Source organism: Bradyrhizobium sp. Mp19, from assembly GCF_029952935.1.
Classification (GTDB): Bacteria; Pseudomonadota; Alphaproteobacteria; order Rhizobiales; family Xanthobacteraceae; genus Bradyrhizobium; species Bradyrhizobium elkanii.
This window is the reverse complement of the sequence record NZ_JASAUT010000010.1, coordinates 12,747-30,925: the sequence shown is the minus strand read 5'-3', so window position 1 is coordinate 30,925 and position 18,179 is coordinate 12,747. Positions and strand designations below refer to the sequence as shown.

Sequence of the window (18,179 nt, the reverse complement as noted above, 5' to 3'; positions counted from 1 at the left end):
GTTCCGGACTGTGTACCGAATTGCTCGCAGAAGCTGCGATCCTCCTCCGCGATGGTCTGCGCAAGGCGCTCCCTCGCCGCTGCATGCATTGCGGGGCCGGAAATGAAAAGGATGTACAAACCGAGAGCGAGGAATGACGCGGCGAACAGCGCGTATCCGAGCATGGCACGCGACGCTTCGCGCGGTCGGGGGTGAGAATTCGTTCGCATTCACTGCTCACATAGCCGCTTGTATCGATGCGGATGGCGTGAAAAGGCTTGTTGCCAGTGTTCTCGATCGCGTGCTCGGCTTGAGCGACGCTGCGCCAGCCAGGCCTGCGCACATTGCAGTGGTCTGGGCAAAGCTGCCCGACGTCACCATCGTGCCGGCCAATGCGGCGATCGCAGCAAACGCAGGCTTCCGCATCACGCTTCCCCGACAAGCAAATTCTGGATGCAGCGTAGGCACGGAGGCCGGGTCGCGTCGAGCAGCTTGGCCGAATTTCAGTCGTGAGTTAATATCACGAATAGGGGCGCCCGCCCGCCTGGCACATGGGGGATTTCGTCTTGAATCGCGGTCATCGCCTTGAGATGCTGATCAGCGCGGCCGACAGCGGCAGCTTCGCTGCGGCGGCGCGGATCATGGACTTGACGCCCTCGGCGGTCAGCCGCGGCATTGCCGAACTGGAGCGCGAGCTCAAGGTCCCCTTGTTCAACCGGACGACGCGTCAGCTCAAGCTCACCCAGGAAGGGGCCGACGTCTATCGCAGGGCTGTCGACATCGTCGCTCGAATTGCCGAGCTGACCGATGGCTTCACGAACAGGCGCGGGCGAGTCAGCGGCATTGTGCGAGTAGGTGTGCAGGCGCCGCTCAGCCGCTATGTCCTGATGCCGAGGCTGGCCAGTCTGAATGATCGGCACCCCGAGTTGCTCGTCGAAACGCGTCTGACGCAGGACCCTCGCGACATGCAGTCTGAGAACCTCGACGTTCTGCTGTACGTCGGCGAACCTCCTCCGTCGCGGCTCGTCGCGCAACGGCTAGGTCAGGGCAAGCCGGCAGCGTATGCCTCGCCGGACTATGTGCGTCGCTTCGGTGCACCAGAGCACCCTGCCGATCTCGTCAATCATCGCTGCCTGCTGTTTCGTCCAGCCTGGTCGACCGGTCCCTTTGACCATTGGAAATTCGAGCGCAAGGGGAAGCTCGAGACGATACGGGTGCGTCCTTCGTTCGTCACGCCGGATCGCGAAGGCCTGATCGTAGCGGCCTGTGCTGGCGCTGGCGTCATCTACATGGCCTGCTTCGATCCGGCCATCCTGACGGCGGGCCGGCTCACCCGACTGCTGCCGGAATGGTCTTGCCCGCCGAGCTTTGGCATCCACGTGATGTACCGTCGCGGCAGTACCGGCATTCCGCGCGTGGCGGCATTCTTGCGCTTTTTGCGCGAGGCCTTCGCCGACTTCGATCCTGACGAACTCACGGTGCTCCATGCCGACGCGGTGGCGAAATTCAGCTCTCCGCCGCGGGTGGCTCTGGCGAAAGTGTGAATCTCCCTCGCTATCCGTTTCCATGATCTGTCTGCTGGAGACTGGTTCGCCGTATCAGGAACGGCCTCCGCTTCACGCCGCGTATGGCCGCAAGCGAGGCAGCGCGTCGAAACGTGACATGCCCTGCGAACCTTCGTCCGGAGGATGTTGCTCCGATTGACCGCCGCTCAGGCCGGAGCGGTGGCCGCCGGCTACTTTGCATGGGGTTGTTTTCGATATTTTGGTGGGAGCCGGCCTTCGGCCCGCCTCGGTAACCTTAATTTTCCGTTTCGATTGTCGATAAAGTTTTATCGATTATTCTCGTGGCCATTGAGCGGTATGACGAACCGCGCGATGAGAGGCAACAGCCGAGTGGCTGGACGACTTCTCTGAAATCGAAGGGTGGGCAGAGCGCAGTGCCAGCCACCTTTCGGGCTGTCCGGCGGCGGCCGGCGGGGCAAATCAATTTTGAAGTGCTTTTGATTGCCAGGTTGCGGCGCATATCGCTCCGCATGAAGCCTTTCAATTGGGATGTTCCAAGATGACGCTCGCGCATTTCCTGATCGCGGCCGGTGGCGGCTTTTTGTTGCTCGCCGGCTTCGTCGCATTTGCCCTCTGGAGAAACGCGCTCCATTCGACGGCGCGGATTTAGCAACAGGCGAAATTCAGCTCCGACGGCCTTGCTCAAGGGGACGAGCGAGGCTGGCGGAATGGCCGCACCGCCGCGCGGCCTGACAGCCGAGCACCGCGCCTTACGCCCTGCCCCAAGGCGATGCGTGCTCGGCTGTTCAATTCCGGATCAATCTTCGTCGTTCGAAACATTGATTGCGTAAGGGCAATTCCTCCGCTCTCCGCGTCACCTCCACGACGCGAGATCCAGTCTGCGCGTGATCGCGATGGCCTCGAGGAAGGCCTCGTCGTGGCTGACAACCAGCAGCGCGCCGTCATAGGCGCGCAAGCCGGCCTCGACCGCTTCCATGGATTCGATATCCAGGTGATTGGTCGGCTCATCGAGGATCAGGAAAGGCGGAGGCCTCACGCCGCCCAGCACACAGGCGAGACCGGCGCGAAGCAACTGGCCGCCGGAGAGGCTCGCAACGGCCTGCAGCGCGGCATCGGCGCGGAACATGAATCGCGCCAGCGCCGCGCGGCAAGCGTTCTCGCCGGCATCCGGATTGATGCGCCGGAAATTCTCCAGGATCGAGGCCGACGCATCGAGCAGGCTGACTGCCCGATCGAACATGGCAAACCGGGTCATCACCTCGACGGTGCCGCGCGCCGCGGTCAGATCGCCGCTGACGAGCTTGAGCAACGTCGTCTTGCCGGCGCCGTTGGGGCCAGTGAGCGCGACACGCTCCGGACCTAACATGGAGAAGGTGAGATCGCGCAGGATCGGCACGTCCGTGCTGTAGCCGACATCGGCCGCGTCGATTCGCAGCACCATCCTGCTCGCCGGCAGATGCGTCGAAGGCAGCTGCACCGAGAACGGTTGCAGCACCTCGATGCGCTGCCGCGCCGCGGTGGCAAGCTCGAGCGCTTGCGTCCGCCGTCGTTCGGCGAGGCGGGCGTTCTCGCCGCCGGTGTCCTCGCTGCGGTCCTTGCGCAGCCCGGCGGCGATGCGCGGCAGATCACCCTTGGCGCGCTTCCTTGCACCTGCGCCGTCCTTGCGCGCCTTCCGTTCGTTGGCTTCTCTGGCGTTACGGTCGATCTCGGCGATGCGCTTCTCGGCATCTGCCAGATCGTGCCGTGCTGCCGACAGCTCGACGGCCTTGCGCGCGCGGTACGCGCCCCAATTGCCGCCGTAGCGCCTGGCTTGCAGCGAGGTCAGTTCGACGATCGCATCCATGGTCTCCAGCAATTCGCGGTCGTGGCTGACGACGATGGCACCGTGTTGCCAGTCGGCGAGCAGGTCGATCATCGCCTTGCGTCCCGCACGGTCGAGATTGTTGGTGGGTTCATCCAGCAGCAGAAAATCAGGCTGCGCGAAGGTCAGCGCGGCGAGGCGCGCGCGGGTGGCCTGGCCGCCGGATAGCGTCGCCAGCGGCGCGTCGAGCGCATCGCTCAGTCCGACGCGCTCGAGCGCGGCCGCGATGCGGGTGTCGAGCGTCCAGTCGACGTCGGCAATCTCCTCGGTGCTCGCAAGGCCCTGTTCGGCACGGCGCAGCGCGGCCAATGTGCGGCGCGCGCCGAACAGGTCGACGACGCGTTCATCCGGCTTCAGCTGAACCGTCTGATGCAGCATCCCGACGCGTCCCTGAACCGAGACCGTGCCGGATTGCGGCGTGCGCACCCTCGCGATCAGGCCGAGCAGCGTCGTCTTGCCGACGCCATTCCTGCCGACAAGGCCGGTGCGTTCAGGTCCGAAGCTCAGATCAATATTGGAAAGCAGAACCCGGCCGTCAGGCGCGGACAGGGTCAGGTGAGAGAGCGCGATCGATGCAGGCATGGATATCCCCGAGGGCAAGGCTGATGGGCGTTGCTGTCAGGGTGAAATCCATGGCCGTCGGCATCCTCAGGGATTGATGATTGGCGTGATGTAGTCGTCTATTGCGCCGGGATCAAGGCGCGAAGCGCATCGTCACGCGGCTTCGGCGAAGGTCCAGCGGTCGGGATCGGGCGTGTGGCCGATCAAAGCGAGGCCGTAGGCGATCGATTCGAATTGATCCGCCGAGGTCAGCCGCGCTTCACCAAAGTGCTCTGCAAACAGCCGCTGCACGGCCGGCACGAACGAGGTGCCGCCGGTCAAAAACACCTTCTCGACGTCGCGCGCGGTGATGCCTGACTTGGCCAGCGCCTCGTCCACCGTCGTGCCCAGCCGTTCGATGTCGTCGGCGATCCAGGATTCGAAATCGTCGCGCGTGACGGTCGCGCCGATATCGATGCCTTCGCGGGCGAAGCGGAACTCGACGCGGTCGCGGTTCGACAGCGCGACCTTGGTGTCGGACACGGCGCGATAAAGCGCGAAGCCGAGATCGTGGTCGACGATGGTGATGAAATCGTGCAGTGGCGCCGGATCGAGCGCGGTGCGTGCGAGCTGCTGCAACTCGCGCAAATCGCCATTGCCCCTCATCATCGCCAGCTGATGCCAGCGAGCGAGGCTCGAATAATAATGATTGGGGATCGGCAGCACCTTGTCGAACGAGCGGTAGTTGGTGCCCTTGCCGAGCCGCGGCGAGACGATGTGATCGACGATGCGGTAATCGAAGGTGTCGCCGGCGATGCCGATGCCGGCATGTCCCAGCGGCTCGGCGCGCAGCACGCCGCCCTTGCGCGAGAACCGCATCACCGAGAAGTCGCTGGTGCCGCCGCCGAAATCGGCGACCAGCACGGTGGCGTCGTGATCCAGTGTGCGCGCGAAGGAGAACGCCGCGCCGACCGGCTCGTAGACATAGCGCGCATGGCCGGCGCCGAGCCGTTCGAACGCGGCGCGGTAGCGCTGCATCGCGAGCTCGTCATTGGGATTGCCGCCGGCAAACTTCACCGGACGACCGACCATGATGGTCGGCGCGCCGAGATCGAAACCGTCGCCGGCATGGCGCGTCAGCGTGCGCAGGAACGCCGCGAGCAGGTCCTCGAACTTGTAGCGCTGCCGGAAGATCTGGGTGGTGTTGAAGGCCGAGCTTGCCGCGAAGGTCTTGAACGACTGGATGAAGCGATGGATCGTGCGTCCCTCGAGGAACTGCTCGATCGCCCACGGGCCGCCCTCGGCGCGCGGATGCAGGCCGGCGCCGGGCCGTTCCTCCCAGAAGCACAGCGCGGACACATAGACGCTATGCGTGCGGCCGCCGTGGTCGAAGCGAACAGCCTCGACGCGGCCGTCGCCGTCGGACAGCGCGACCACGGTGTTGCTGGTGCCGAAATCGACGCCAATCGAGACGGCGGGCGGGGCGCTCGACATGTCATGCTCGGATTGTCTGTGAAAGGGGGCGGACCTTTAGCGGCTTTGGCCGGATTTGCCAACCCGTCTGGACGCTATCCGGTTGGGCCAGTTCCACCTCCCCTTGGAAAGGGGAGGTCGCTTTGCTCGCCAGAGCAAAGCGGGTGGGGATCCGCTCCTTCCGCAGAGAGCATCGCCTGCGGCTGACCCCCATCCCGACCTTCCCCCTTTTGGGGGAAGGAGAAGGAAGCTGACGGCGCCGATGAAGCGGCTCAATCCCTTAATGCGTAGGCGATGACGTAGTCGCCGGGCTTGGTGCCGAACGAGCCGTGGCCGCCGGCGGCGGTGACGACGTATTGCTTGCCGCCAGCCTCGTAGCTCATCGGCGTCGATTGGGCGCCGGCCGGCAGGCGATCCTCCCAGAGCACCTTGCCGTTGCGCACATCGTAGGCCCGGATCGTGTACTCATAGGTCCCGGTGTAGAACGCAACGCCGCCGGCGGTGGTGATCGGCCCGCCCAGCATCGGCACGCCCATCTTGAATGGAAGCGGCAGCGGCGTGGTGTCCCGGATCGTGCCGTTGGGATGCTGCCAGACGATCTTCATCGTCTTCAGGTCGATCGCGGCCATCGAGCCCCATGGCGGCCGGTAGCACGGCACGGAGAGCGGCGAGAGGAAGCTCGAGATACCGACGCCGAACGGCGTGCCATACATCGGCTGCACCCCGACCTCGCTGCCGACCGGTTTCTCGGCCGTCGGCGCCGGAGGATTAAGCGGACCGCGCGGAATGAGCCTGGAGGCGAACGGCAGCGACATCGGATTGGCGATGGCGACCTGCCTGACAGGATCGACCGCGATGCCGCCCCATTCGAACATGCCGAGATTGCCCGGGAAGACCAGCGTGCCCTGCAACGACGGCGGCGTGAAGGTGCCTTCGTAGCGCAAGCGGTGGAACATGATCCGGCACAGCAGCTGGTCGAAGATCGTGCCGCCCCACATGTCGGCGCCGGTCAGCTTCGCCTCGGGGCGGAAGGTCAGTTCGGAGAACGGCTGGGTCGGTGCCGAGCGGTCGCCGGGCGCGGGCCCTTGCGGCACCGCGCGTTCCGGCGCCGGCACGATCAGCTCGCCGGTCCTGCGGTCGAGCACGAAGATGTTGCCCACCTTGGTCGGCTGGATCAGCGCGGGAACGACGCCCTTGGCCGTCGTCACATCGACCAGGCTCGGTTGCGAGGGAACGTCCATGTCCCAGAGATCATGATGCACGGTCTGGTACGACCAGGCGCGCTTGCCGGTGTCGACATCAAGCGCGACGATGGCACTGGAATAGCGCTCGACCAGCGCGTCGCGATTGCCGCCCCAGATGTCCGGTCCGTTGTTGCCGGTCGGGATGTAGACCAGATTCAGTTTCGGATCGAACGAGGCCGTGATCCAGGAATTCGGTGAACCGTTGGTGTAATGCCGCGTCGGCGACGGCAGTGCGTTCTCGTCCGCCGCGCCGGAGTCCCAGGCCCAGACCAGTTTGCCGGTGTAGACATCGAAGCCGCGGATCACGCCCGACGGCACCTCGACCGCATAATTGTCGATCACCGCGGCAGCCACGACCAGGATCTTGTCGCTGACGACCGGCGGCGACGTCGGCTCGAAGAAGCCGGCGGTCTTGATCCCCATCCCCTGCTGCAGGTCGAGGCTGCCGTGATCGGCGAAACCATCGCAGAGCTTGCCGCTGTCGGCATCGAGCGCGATCATGCGGCCGTCATTGACGGGCAGGAAGATCCGCCGCGGGCATTCGGCCGGCGCCGGATTGCCGCCAGAGTCGACGGCGCCCGATGCGGTTTCATGATAGGAGACGCCGCGGCAGGTCATGTGCTGGAACGTCTTGTTGTGCACAAGCTTGGGGTCGTAGCGCCAGCGCTCGGTGCCGGTCTTGGCGTCGAGCGCGAACAGCACCTGGTGCTGCGAGCAGAGATAGAGCGTATCGCGCACCTTGATCGGGGTGACCTCGAAGGTCGTCTCGCCGGAATCCTCTGGCGTCTTCACGTCGCCGGTGCGGAAGGTCCAGGCGACCTTGAGGTTGACGACATTGTCGGGCGTGATCTGCTTCAGCGGCGAATAGCGCTGTCCGAATTGCGTGCGTCCATAGGCGCGCCAGTCGCCGTCCGGCTGCGGGTCGGCTTCGCTTTGCGGCACGGCGGAGCCGGACTCGGCAATCGTGCCGTTGATGTCGTGATAGCTGGACAGCAGCCCGGCGCTGAGCACCGCCGCAGCGGCGACGACGCCGATCCAGAGTGGCGCTGTTGCGCGCATGTAAGGCACCGGCCCGCTTCGTGTCAGGGCGCGAACGATCACCGGCGTGAGCAGCCAGAGCGCCATGGGGAAGATGATGTCGCCACGCGCCGCGAGCGGCCACCAGTCGAACCGCACCTCATGGACGGCCCACGCCAGCGTGCCGAGCAGCACGATCGCAAACAGCCATAGCGCCTGATGGCGCTGCGCCAGCAGCAGCATAGCCGTGGCGAGAATGCCTACGCCGAGGACAATGTAGAAGATGGATCCACCCAATGCGGCGAGCCAAATGCCGCCGCCGGCGAGGACCAGGCCGATCAAGGCGTAGACGATAGCTGTGATGAGGACTGCCCTGGATCGCTGCATGGTCGCTCCGGTGCGGGGCGGGATCGGGCTTGTCCCGCACAAGCGCGACAGATCGTGTCCGCCATCGCGAACTGTCGTTCAGTCGACCGCAACTTGCAACCTGGAACTGCGACGTTGATACAACACAAGCACGTAAGGTCCATGCGAAACCCGCCGAAGCAAATCATTCAAAATGCGCGCACCTTCAACAGGCAGCAGCAGCAGAGTTGCGGCGCTGACGCAAAGGTGAGAGGTTTTCAGCGGATTTTGAATCGACGCGCTCTTCCAGCCCTGTGCAGGCGCAGCTCTATACCGTTCCACAGATCGCACCGCGGACGGTTGGCACGCAGGAGAAGCAACAATGACACTGAACCCCACTGCCGAGAATTATCGTGTCGCGGTCGCCGCCTACGAGGCGGGCCGACCGAGCTACCCCGCGGAGATCGTCGCCGCGCTGCCGCTTGCGGCCGCGCGCTGTGTCGTCGATCTCGGTGCCGGAACCGGCAAGTTCACCCGCCTTCTGCTGCAGCATTTGCCCGCGACTGCGCGCCTGGTCGCGGTCGAGCCCGTTGCCGAGATGTCGGCAAGGCTGGCGAAGGAGGCCGGGGTGGAGGTCATCAACACGCGCGCCGATGCGATCAATCTCGAAACCGGCAGCGTCGACCTCGTCACCTGCGCCCAGGCGTTTCACTGGTTCGACAACGAGCCGTCGGTTGCCGAGATCGCGCGACTGCTGCATCCCGGCGGAACGCTTGCGCTGGTCTGGAACAACCGGGACGACCGCACGCCGTGGGTCGACGCGTTGTCCGTCATGATCGAGGGCTATGCGGGCGACACGCCCCGGCAACGGACCGGACGCTGGCGCTGGATCCTGAAGGACCCGCGCTTCGTGCTCGAGAGGGAAATCGTGCAGGACCATCCGCACCGGATGAAGCGAGGGGATGTGTTCGAGCGCATCGCATCGACGAGCTATGTCGCCAATCTTCCCGATGCGGAGAAGGCGATCCTGCGCGAGAAGACCGGCAGCATCCTGCGTGAGGCCGGTCTCGGCGACGCCGACGAAGTGGTGTTCCCCTATGTCACGCAGCTCTTCCTGCTGAAGCGGGCCTAGGCGCGCTATTGCGCGGCGCATCCTTGTTCGACGGTCTGCTTCAGGCGCGGCAGCGTCATGCGCCAGTAAAAGGCAACGTGTTTGGCGCCTGAGTCGGGCCCGATTTCCCAGCCGCTTCCGCGGCGGATCGGCGAAGGCGGCACCTGCTGGGTGACGGTCAGCACGGTTTCGCCGCCGTCAGGCACGAGCGTCATCGTGATCGTCGCATAGGATTGCGGAACATCCCGCAGGCCAGAGACTTGCGACCAATAGGAGTATTCGAGCCGCATCGGCGGCTCGACATGGAGGACGCGGCCCTTGTCGCGATAGCGCTTTGCGCCGATCTCCGCCTCGATGTCGATCGGCGCGCCGATCCGCCAATCGGTCGTGAAATGCGCGTTGCGCCATCTCTCGCCCGCCTTGGGGTCCACGATCGCGTCCCACACCTGCGTTGGCTCCGCAGCGATCCGGATCGTTTCGGTGACGGACTGGAAGGCCGAGGGCTCGTGCGTCATCGGATGCTCACTTGTCGCCCACGACTTTCCATTTTCCATCGGCGGCGCGGCGCAGCGAGCGATCGCCGATGCGGATGTGCTGTGCAAGAAAATCGATGAAAGCGCGGACCCGCGCCGGCAGCGGGCCGGCATGGCCGACATAGACCGCATGGATGTCCTCGCGGTCGCCGGGGTTGAGATTTTGCAGTACCGGCACCAGACGCCCGGCCTCGATATCGGGGCCGATGTGGAAGAGCGCCAGCCGGCCGAGCCCGATCCCGCCAAGCGTGAGCTGACGCGCGGCTTCGCCGTCGCTGGCGCGGGCCACCGGCGGCGGCAGCGCTTCCTCGATCCGTTCAGCGCGGCGGAACGGCCAGCCGCGGATGCTGCGCGGAAAGGTCCAGCCGATGCCGCGATGGGCGGCGAGGTCGGCCGGCGTCTTCGGCGTGCCGAAGCGGGCGAGATAGGACGGCGCGGCGACCACCGCCATGCGGCTGGTGCCGAGCTTGCGCGCGATCAGCCGCGAGGCGCCGAGCGGGCCGGCGCGGATCGCGATATCCGCGCGTGCCTGCATCAGATCGACCAGCGTGTCGGTCAGCACGATGTCGAGCGTGATGTCGGGATGCTCGCGCATGAAGCGCGGCAGCAGCGGCATCACATGCAGCATGCCGAACGGAATGTTGCTGTTCACGGTGAGATGGCCGCGCGGCACGCATGAAGCGGCCTCGCGTTCGGCCTCGTCGATATCGGCGAGGATCCGCTGGGCGCGCTGGTAGAAGGCCTGGCCTTCCTCGGTGAGCTGCAGCTTGCGCGTGGTGCGGTTGACCAGCCGCGTGCCGAGCCGCGTCTCGAGCCGCGAGACCAGCTTGCTGACGCCCGACGGCGTCTGGCGCAGGCTGTTCGCGGCAGCGGTGAAGCCGCCGAGATCGACGACGCGGACGAATACGTCCATCTCGCCGGAGCGGTTGGTGTCGGTGCGGGCCATCTTGAATTCAAGTCACAAATGATTGGATTGCGGCCATTCTAATCCTTCCTCGCCCGAACCGCTATCTCGCTTTGCGGAATCCTTTTGTCCGGAGCGACACATGCCTGCTGCAGTCCTTGCCTTGACCGCCGGTGCCTTTGGTATCGGCACCACCGAATTCCTCATCATGGGACTGCTGCTGCAGGTCGCCGCCGACATGCAGGTATCCGTATCCGCGGCGGGCCTGCTGATCTCCGGCTACGCGCTCGGCGTATTCGTCGGCGCGCCGATCCTGACGCTGGCAACGCGGCGGATGCCGCGCAAGGCGGTCTTGCTGGCGCTGATGGCGATCTTCACGCTCGGCAATGCGGCGTGTGCGCTGGCGCCGAGCTACGGGCTTTTGATGGCGGCGCGCATTCTCACCTCGCTGGCGCACGGCACCTTCTTCGGCGTTGGCTCCGTGGTGGCGACAAGCCTCGTCCCAGAGGACAAGCGCGCCTCGGCGATCGCCACGATGTTCATCGGGCTCACGGTCGCGACCCTGCTCGGCGTTCCCTTCGGCGCCTGGTTCGGCCTGATGCTCGGCTGGCGCGCGGCGTTCTGGGCAGTGGCGGCGATCGGCGTGATCGCATTCATCGTGCTGGCCGTGCTGGTCCCCGGCCATGTCGGCGCCAACGACAAGCCCGCGCCGCTGCGCGAGGAGCTCGCCGTGCTCGGTCGCCCGCAGGTCCTGCTTGGGCTCGCCATGACGGTGTTCGGCTTCGGCGGGCTGTTCGCGGTCTTCACCTATGTGCAGCCGATCCTGACGCGGCTCACCGGCTTCTCCGACGCCGCGGTGTCGCCGATCCTGCTGGTGTTCGGTGCCGGCCTTGCGATCGGCAACGTCGCGGGCGGACGGCTCGCCGACAAGGGACTTGCGCGGGCGCTGCTGGTATCGCTCGGCGGCCTCGCCGCCGTGCTCGTCGCGCTGACGGCGGTCGTCTCGATCAAGGCATTGGCGGTCGTGCTGCTGTTCATCCTCGGCATCGCCGCGTTCGCGACCGTCGCGCCGCTGCAGCTCCGCGTGCTCGAAGCCGCCGGCGTCGAAGGGCGGACGCTGGCCTCCAGCCTGAACATCGCAGCGTTCAATCTCGGCAACGCGCTCGGCGCCTGGGCCGGCGGCGTCACCATCGATCGCGGCCTCGGCCTCGGCGCGCTGCCGCTGGTGGCAGCCGTCATCACTGCAATCGGCCTGTTGCTTGCGCTGTGGAGCCTGCGCCTCGATCGGCCGATCGCGCTCGCCGCGCAGTGCCCGGCGGAATGAATCGGATCAAGGGAGTATGACCATGGAATACCGCAATCTCGGTGCATCCGGCCTGAAAGTCCCGGTGCTCAGCTTCGGCACCGGCACGTTCGGCGGCCAGGGGCCTTTGTTTTCGGCCTGGGGCCGCAGCGGCGCCAGCGAGGCGCGACGGTTGATCGACATCTGCCTCGAGGCCGGCGTCAATTTGTTCGACACCGCCGATGTCTATTCGAACGGCGCGTCGGAGGAGATCCTCGGCGCCGCGATCAAGGGCCGCCGCGATAAGGTGTTGATCTCGACCAAGACCGGCCTGCCGATGGGCGACGGCCCGCTCGATGCCGGCACGTCGCGATATCGCCTGGTCGCCGCGGTCGACGCCGCGCTGCGCCGGCTCAACACCGACTTTATCGACCTGCTGCAGCTTCATGCTTTCGATGCCTTCACGCCGGTCGATGAAGTGCTGTCGACGCTCGACGCGCTCGTGCGCGCCGGCAAGTTGCGCTATGTCGGCGCCTCGAATTTCTCCGGCTGGCATCTGATGAAATCGCTCGGTGTCGCCGAGCGGCACGGCTGGCCGCGCTACGTGGCGCACCAGGTCTATTATTCGCTGGTCGGCCGCGACTATGAATCCGAGCTGATGCCGCTCGCGCTCGACCAGGGCGTCGGCGCGCTGGTCTGGAGTCCGCTCGGCTGGGGCCGGCTTACCGGCAAGATCAGGCGCGGGCAGCCATTGCCGAAGACCAGCCGCCTGCACGAGACCGCGCAGTTCGGGCCGGCGGTCGACAATGAGAAGCTTTACGCGATCGTCGACGCGCTGGACGCCGTCGCCACAGAGACCGGCAGCAGCGTGCCGCAGGTGGCGATTGCCTGGCTGCTGACGCGGCCGAGCGTTTCGTCCGTGATCATCGGTGCACGTGATGAGGTGCAACTGCGCGACAATCTCGGCGCGGTCGGATGGTCACTCTCGGCGGACCAGATCGCGCGTCTCGACCGCGCGAGCGCGGTGATGCCGGCCTATCCGTACTACCCCTACCGCATCCAGGAAGGCTTCGCGCGGCTCAATCCGCCGGCGGTGTGAGACCGTCGCAGACCCGGTTTCACGCCTGGACGGTGTGCTCACAGACCTGCCGGCGATATTCCGCCGGCGTGACGTTCATGTGCTGCCGGAACACGCGATTGAGGTGGCTTTGATCGGCGAAGCCGGCGAGCAACGCGATCTCCTTCAGCGCGACGCGGTCCTTGCGCAGATGGTGGCACGCATGCTCGACCTTGCGCCGCAAGACATAGGCATGCGGCCGCATGCCGTAATGGACGCGGAACTTACGGGCGAACTGGACCGGCGTGCAATTGCAGATGTTCGCGAGCTCCTGCAGCGTGATGTTCCGGAAGATGTTCTGCTCGATATAGTCCTCGATCAGCCGGGCATGCGCCGGGCGGAAGCGTCCTTGCGCGCAAGGCATCTTGAACTCGATTGCCGCATATTTCCGCAGGATGTGCACGCTCGCCTGCAGCGCCAGCGCGTCATAACAGAGGCGTCCGCCCGGACCTCCTGAGGCAACCTCCTGAACCATCTGGTCGTTGATCCACGTCAGCATCGGATCTTCGGCCTTGAGCAGGTCGTGCAGCTCGATCGCCTCGGCATCGCGGTCGAAGGCATCGCTCGCCGTCTTCATCATGAGGGCGGGGGAGATATAGAAGTGCGTGACCTCGATGTCATTCTTCCAGTGCCAGCTTGATGGCTCTGCGCGGGTCAAGAGTGACGTGACGCCGCGACCGACGTGATCCTGCTTCCATGCGCCGGTGACACGGCGGTTCATCGACGTCACGCCGTCGCGATAGAGCACCAGGAGGAAGTTCTCCGACGGCGGGACCCAGATGTCGGACGGCGCATAGCGGAAGATGCGCAGCCGGAAATCGTTCCTTCCGACCGAGGCGCTATCCAGCTTCAGCTCGCCGGGAGCGTAGCGCGGCAGCTCCTCGACCGTGATCAACTGGCCCATCGCGCGAGCCTCCTCCCTGGGATTCGTGGCGCGGTTGACCGCTTGTTCTTGGCCGGACGGCTAAGCGCAGAATAGGCCGCTTTCGCCATTTGCCAAGGAGACCAATGGCCGGTCGGGCAATTGAACGGCGGCGTTCCAGATATTGTCGGTTTCATCCAAGCCGCGCGGTCGAACGGCCCGTAGCCTGCTCTGCGTTTCGGCGACAGCGCGAGCGGTCGAGGCCCAAATTGACGCAACGCACCATCATCCGGCGACACCGCGGGTGGGAAGGTGCGTGCGAGAAGCCAGACACAGGAGGAAATCATGACCGAGACCGTCACAAGGTCGAATGGAAGCAATGGTGCGCATGCAACGACCAAGCTCGACGCCGTGGTCGTCGGCGCCGGCGTCGCCGGTCTCTATCAATTGTTCCGCCTGCGTGAGCAGGGACTGAGTGTGAAGGCGATCGACGCCGGATCAAGCGTCGGCGGCACCTGGTACTGGAACCGCTATCCCGGGGCGCGCTTCGATTCCGAAGGCCACACCTATCAGTACCTGTTCTCCGAGGAGCTCTACAAAGGCTGGAGCTGGAGCGAGCGCTTCCCGGGCCAGCCGGAAATCGAGCGCTGGCTGAACTACGTCGCCGACCGCCTCGACCTCAGGAAAGATATCCAGTTCGGCACCACGGTGAAGAGCGCGCATTTCAATGAGGCGACGCAACGCTGGCTGGTCGCGACCGACCAGGGCGATGTGATCGATACCCAGTTCCTCGTCACCTGCTGCGGCATGCTCTCGGCCCCGCACGTGTCCTTCCCGGGACAGGAGACGTTCAAGGGCAAGCTGTTCCACACCGCGCGCTGGCCCAAGGGGCCGATCGAGCTCGCCGGCAAACGCGTCGGCGTGGTCGGCAACGGCGCGACCGGAATCCAGGTGATCCAGTCGATCGCTGGTGAGGTCGGCCATCTCAAGGTGTTCATCCGCACCCCGCAATACATCATCCCGATGAAGAACCCGAAATGGGGTGCGTCGGACGCCGAGGCCTACAAGTCGAAGTTCAAGTTCCTCACCGAGCGGCTGCCGAAGACGTTCACCGGCTTCGAATTCGACTTCGAACACGCCTGGGCCGACCTGACGCCGCAGCAGCGCCGCCAGGTTATCGAGGACTGCTGGAACGACGGATCCCTGAAGCTGTGGGTCTCGTCCTTTGCCGAACTGTTTTTCGACGAAGCCGTCAACGCCGAGATCACCGAATTCGTGCGCGAGAAGATGCGCGAGCGGATCAAGGACCCCAAGCTGTGCGAACAGCTGATTCCCGCCGATTACGGTTTTGGCACGCACCGGGTGCCGCTGGAGAGCAATTTCCTCGAGGCTTTCCACCGGCCCAATGTCGAGATCGTCAGCGTCAAGAACAATCCGATCGCCCGCATCACGCCTGAGGGCATCCAGACCGCCGACGGCACGGTGCATGAGTTCGACGTCATCATCCTGGCGACCGGCTTCGACGCCGGAACGGGGGCGTTGACGCGGATCGACATCCGCGGCCGCGACGGGCGATCGCTGAAGGACGATTGGGGAAGGGACATCCGCACCACGATGGGCCTGCAGGTCCATGGCTACCCGAACCTGTTCACCACAGCGGTGCCGCTCGCGCCCTCGGCCGCACTCTGCAACATGACCACATGCTTGCAGCAGCAGGTGGAGTGGATTGCCGATTGCATCAGATATCTGCGCGGCAAGAACCTGAACGTCATCGAGCCGACCAGGGATACCGAGGATCAATGGGTGGCGCATCACGACGAGACCGCCAACGCAACGCTGATCGCGAAGACCAACTCCTGGTACCTGGGCTCCAATGTCGAGGGCAAGCCGCGCCGGGTGCTGTCCTATTGCGGCGGCGTCGGCACCTACCGCCAGAAATGCGACGAGGTCGCCGCCAGCGGCTATCGCGGCTTCGCCACGCAGTAGGGCTACGCGGGTCAACATCAAAAAACACAGGAGGAAGACAATGAGCACGAATTTCAGTGCATCCGCCGATGCAATCCTTGACGGTGTCGTGACTTCAAACCCGCGCGTTCCCGGCGTCGTTGCGATGGTGACCGACCGTCATCGCAACATCTATGAAGGTGCCGCCGGCAAACGCCGGCTCGACCAGCCCGCGGATATGACGACCGATAGCGTGTTCGCGATCTTCTCGACCACCAAGGCGATCACCGGGACGGCCGTCCTTCAGCTCGTCGAGGAAGGCAAGCTCGATCTCGACGCGCCGGCCAGGACCTACGCGCCCGACATCGGCAAGCTCCAGGTGATCGAGGGTTTTGACGACAAAGGCGAGCCGCGGCTGCGTCCACCGAAGCGCGACATCACCACCCGCATGCTGATGGTCCATTCCGCGGGTCTGAGCTACGACTTCATCAATCACACCTATAACCGGCTGGCGCAGGAGAAGGGGCAGCCCAGCGTCATCACGGCGTCCAAGGCGTCGCTGATGACGCCGCTGCTGTTCGATCCGGGCGAGCGCTGGGAATACGGCGCCAACATGGATTGGTGCGGCCAGATCGTCGAGGCCATCACCGGCAGGCGGCTCGGCGAAGTCTTCAAGACACGCATCTTCGAACCGCTCGGGATCATGGATACGACGTTCGAGCTCACCGACGCGATGCGCCGCAAGCTTGCCGGCATCCACGCCCGCAATGCCGACGGCTCGCTCACGCCGATGGATTTCGAATTGCCGGCCAAGCCCGAAATTCACATGGGTGGCCACGGGCTTTACGGCACCATCGGCGACTACATGCGCTTCATCCGGATGTGGCTGAACGACGGCGCCGGCGAGCACGGGCGGGTCCTGAAGGCGGAGACCGTGCGGATGGCGGAGAAGAACCATCTCGGCAACAACAAGGTCACCGCGATCACCGGCGTGATCACCTCACTTGCCAGCGACGCCGAGTTCTTCCCCGGTCAGTCGAAGTCCTGGGCGCTGAGCTTCATGATCAATGACGAGCAGGCTCCGACCGGCCGCCCCGCCGGCGCGCTGGGCTGGGCCGGGCTCGCCAATTTGTTCTACTGGATCGATCGGCAGAACGGTTTTGGCGGGTACTGGGCGACGCAGATCCTGCCGTTTGGCGATCCGACATCCTTCGTCGGCTACATCAATTTCGAAACGGCGTTCTACGAATCCCTGAGGCTGCGCAAGGCGGGTTAGAGATAGCGCATCGGAGCGCGCCAAAGCTAGCTCGCTCCGAGCAACTCCGTGATCAGTCCCGCAGCCTTGATTCCGGTGCCGCTGATGATGACGACGGTGCGCTCCGCCGGCCGGATCGCGCCGCGCGCCTTCAGGACGTCAAGCGCGGCGGCGGCCGAGGCCGAGGTCGGCTCGACGAACAGGCCGATCTGCGCCAATCGCTTCAACGCGGCGACGATGCCGTCTTCGGGAATTGCCACCGTGCCGCCGCCGCTCTCCTTGAGTGCCGCGATCATCTGCTTCAGTCGCAGCGGATGCTTGATCGCGGTGCCCTCGGCGATGGTCTTGCGGACCGCGCGCTCGACCGGCGTGTCGACACCGGCGGCGAAGCTGGCATCGACCGGCGAGCAGTTGAGCGGCTGCGCCGCGAACAGCCGCGGCAGCCGCGTGATCTGCCCGGCCGCCAAGAGCTCCTTGAAGCCGATATAGCAGCCGAGCAGGCTGCTACCGGCGCCGACCGGCATGATGACATTGTCGGGCGCGATGAAGCCGAAATCTTCCCAGATCTCGTAGGCCAGCGACTTGGTGCCCTGCAGGAAGAACGGCTGCCAGTTGTGGCTGGAGTAGAAGATCTGCTTCGACTGGCGGATCGCTTCCGCCTCGGATTCCTCGCGCGGGCCTTCGACCAGCTGCACCTCGGCACCGAAGGCGTGCATCTGCGCCACCTTCATCGGCGACGTCGTCGCCGGCGCAAGGATCCTGACCCGCATGCCGCCTGCCGCGCCATAGGCTGAAACCGACGCGCCGCCATTGCCGGAAGAGTCCTCCAGCACCGCATCGACGCCGAGCTGGCGCAGGAACGACAACATCACCGTGGTGCCGCGATCCTTGAAGCTCGCGGTCGGATTGAACCATTCGAGCTTGAAATGCGGCCGCAGATCATCCCACGCCTTCTCGACGGCAGGCGTGCAGCCTTCACCCATCGTGATCGGCTGCCTGATTTCGACCGGCAGCGCCGCGCGATAGCGCCACAGCGATCGCGTCGCGCGATCGATCTCGTCGCGGGAGATGCCAGGCAGCGGCGTTATCAGGAGCGGCTTGCCTTCGTCGGAGCACCAGCGCGGGATATCCAGCGGATAGAGTTTTCCGTCGAGCGGGTCGATGTAGCTGGGTGAAGGCATCGCTA

General features: G+C 65.1%; 14 protein-coding genes. 6 read left to right on the top strand and 8 right to left on the bottom strand.

Features of this window, described 5'->3' with window-relative positions:
- Nucleotides 1-545 precede the first annotated feature (545 nt).
- Complete coding sequence (locus tag QJT82_RS14700) at nt 546-1,523, top strand: LysR family transcriptional regulator (RefSeq protein WP_196238229.1); 978 nt, start codon at nt 546-548, stop codon at nt 1,521-1,523.
- Nucleotides 1,524-1,779: 256 nt separating this feature from the next.
- On the opposite strand, the gene QJT82_RS14695 is transcribed toward QJT82_RS14700, so the two are convergent.
- The 4 genes from QJT82_RS14695 to QJT82_RS14680 form a co-directional block, all read right to left on the bottom strand.
- The gene (locus QJT82_RS14695) at nt 1,780-2,190 is read right to left on the bottom strand and encodes a hypothetical protein (RefSeq protein ID WP_155258727.1); all 411 of its coding nucleotides are present in this window, start codon (nt 2,188-2,190) and stop codon (nt 1,780-1,782) included.
- Nucleotides 2,191-2,358: 168 nt separating this feature from the next.
- Nucleotides 2,359-3,948 carry an ABC-F family ATP-binding cassette domain-containing protein gene (locus tag QJT82_RS14690; RefSeq protein ID WP_028343797.1) on the bottom strand — a complete coding sequence of 530 codons (1,590 nt, stop codon included), beginning with the start codon at nt 3,946-3,948 and terminating at the stop codon, nt 2,359-2,361.
- Between the two features lie 132 nt (nt 3,949-4,080).
- Nucleotides 4,081-5,400 carry an Hsp70 family protein gene (locus QJT82_RS14685; protein ID WP_028343798.1) on the bottom strand — a complete coding sequence of 440 codons (1,320 nt, stop codon included), beginning with the start codon at nt 5,398-5,400 and terminating at the stop codon, nt 4,081-4,083.
- A 251-nt stretch (nt 5,401-5,651) separates the two neighbouring features.
- Nucleotides 5,652-8,027 carry a glucose/quinate/shikimate family membrane-bound PQQ-dependent dehydrogenase gene (locus QJT82_RS14680; protein ID WP_259245070.1) on the bottom strand — a complete coding sequence of 792 codons (2,376 nt, stop codon included), beginning with the start codon at nt 8,025-8,027 and terminating at the stop codon, nt 5,652-5,654.
- 340 nt (nt 8,028-8,367) lie between these two features.
- Between QJT82_RS14680 and QJT82_RS14675 the strand changes: the two genes are divergently transcribed.
- Nucleotides 8,368-9,117 carry a class I SAM-dependent methyltransferase gene (locus QJT82_RS14675; protein WP_028343800.1) on the top strand — a complete coding sequence of 250 codons (750 nt, stop codon included), beginning with the start codon at nt 8,368-8,370 and terminating at the stop codon, nt 9,115-9,117.
- A gap of 5 nt (nt 9,118-9,122) precedes the next feature.
- Here the strand turns inward: QJT82_RS14675 and QJT82_RS14670 are convergent, their stop codons facing one another.
- Nucleotides 9,123-9,611, bottom strand: a complete 489-nt coding sequence (locus tag QJT82_RS14670; protein ID WP_028343801.1) for an SRPBCC family protein — start codon at nt 9,609-9,611, stop codon at nt 9,123-9,125.
- Between the two features lie 7 nt (nt 9,612-9,618).
- Complete coding sequence (locus QJT82_RS14665) at nt 9,619-10,575, bottom strand: LysR family transcriptional regulator (RefSeq protein WP_028343802.1); 957 nt, start codon at nt 10,573-10,575, stop codon at nt 9,619-9,621.
- 100 nt (nt 10,576-10,675) lie between these two features.
- On the opposite strand from QJT82_RS14665, the gene QJT82_RS14660 reads away from it, so the two are divergent.
- Together QJT82_RS14660 and QJT82_RS14655 are read left to right on the top strand one after the other, a co-directional pair.
- The gene (locus QJT82_RS14660; RefSeq protein WP_028343803.1) at nt 10,676-11,857 is read left to right on the top strand and encodes an MFS transporter; all 1,182 of its coding nucleotides are present in this window, start codon (nt 10,676-10,678) and stop codon (nt 11,855-11,857) included.
- A gap of 22 nt (nt 11,858-11,879) precedes the next feature.
- A complete protein-coding gene (locus QJT82_RS14655; RefSeq protein ID WP_028343804.1) occupies nt 11,880-12,914 on the top strand; it encodes an aldo/keto reductase in 1,035 nt (344 codons plus the stop codon).
- 19 nt (nt 12,915-12,933) lie between these two features.
- Here the strand turns inward: QJT82_RS14655 and QJT82_RS14650 are convergent, their stop codons facing one another.
- Nucleotides 12,934-13,836 carry an AraC family transcriptional regulator gene (locus QJT82_RS14650; protein ID WP_028343805.1) on the bottom strand — a complete coding sequence of 301 codons (903 nt, stop codon included), beginning with the start codon at nt 13,834-13,836 and terminating at the stop codon, nt 12,934-12,936.
- A 303-nt stretch (nt 13,837-14,139) separates the two neighbouring features.
- Here QJT82_RS14650 and QJT82_RS14645 point away from each other — a divergent pair, with 303 nt between their 5' ends.
- Nucleotides 14,140-15,780: an NAD(P)/FAD-dependent oxidoreductase gene (locus QJT82_RS14645; protein ID WP_028343806.1), complete on the top strand. Its 1,641-nt coding sequence runs from the start codon at nt 14,140-14,142 to the stop codon at nt 15,778-15,780.
- A gap of 40 nt (nt 15,781-15,820) precedes the next feature.
- On the top strand, nt 15,821-17,014 hold the full coding sequence (locus QJT82_RS14640) for a serine hydrolase domain-containing protein (protein ID WP_028343807.1): 1,194 nt from the start codon (nt 15,821-15,823) through the stop codon (nt 17,012-17,014).
- 26 nt (nt 17,015-17,040) lie between these two features.
- Here the strand turns inward: QJT82_RS14640 and QJT82_RS14635 are convergent, their stop codons facing one another.
- On the bottom strand, nt 17,041-18,174 hold the full coding sequence (locus QJT82_RS14635) for a threonine synthase (RefSeq protein ID WP_028343808.1): 1,134 nt from the start codon (nt 18,172-18,174) through the stop codon (nt 17,041-17,043).
- Nucleotides 18,175-18,179 lie beyond the last annotated feature (5 nt).

Coding starts and splice junctions, on each gene's coding strand:
- QJT82_RS14690 (WP_028343797.1), bottom strand. CDS start 3,948: ATGCCTGCATCGATCGCGCTCTCTCACCTGACCCTGTCCGCGCCTGAC.
- QJT82_RS14685 (WP_028343798.1), bottom strand. CDS start 5,400: ATGTCGAGCGCCCCGCCCGCCGTCTCGATTGGCGTCGATTTCGGCACC.
- QJT82_RS14680 (WP_259245070.1), bottom strand. CDS start 8,027: ATGCAGCGATCCAGGGCAGTCCTCATCACAGCTATCGTCTACGCCTTG.
- QJT82_RS14675 (WP_028343800.1), top strand. CDS start 8,368: ATGACACTGAACCCCACTGCCGAGAATTATCGTGTCGCGGTCGCCGCC.
- QJT82_RS14670 (WP_028343801.1), bottom strand. CDS start 9,611: ATGACGCACGAGCCCTCGGCCTTCCAGTCCGTCACCGAAACGATCCGG.
- QJT82_RS14665 (WP_028343802.1), bottom strand. CDS start 10,575: ATGGCCCGCACCGACACCAACCGCTCCGGCGAGATGGACGTATTCGTC.
- QJT82_RS14660 (WP_028343803.1), top strand. CDS start 10,676: ATGCCTGCTGCAGTCCTTGCCTTGACCGCCGGTGCCTTTGGTATCGGC.
- QJT82_RS14655 (WP_028343804.1), top strand. CDS start 11,880: ATGGAATACCGCAATCTCGGTGCATCCGGCCTGAAAGTCCCGGTGCTC.
- QJT82_RS14650 (WP_028343805.1), bottom strand. CDS start 13,836: ATGGGCCAGTTGATCACGGTCGAGGAGCTGCCGCGCTACGCTCCCGGC.
- QJT82_RS14645 (WP_028343806.1), top strand. CDS start 14,140: ATGACCGAGACCGTCACAAGGTCGAATGGAAGCAATGGTGCGCATGCA.
- QJT82_RS14640 (WP_028343807.1), top strand. CDS start 15,821: ATGAGCACGAATTTCAGTGCATCCGCCGATGCAATCCTTGACGGTGTC.
- QJT82_RS14635 (WP_028343808.1), bottom strand. CDS start 18,174: ATGCCTTCACCCAGCTACATCGACCCGCTCGACGGAAAACTCTATCCG.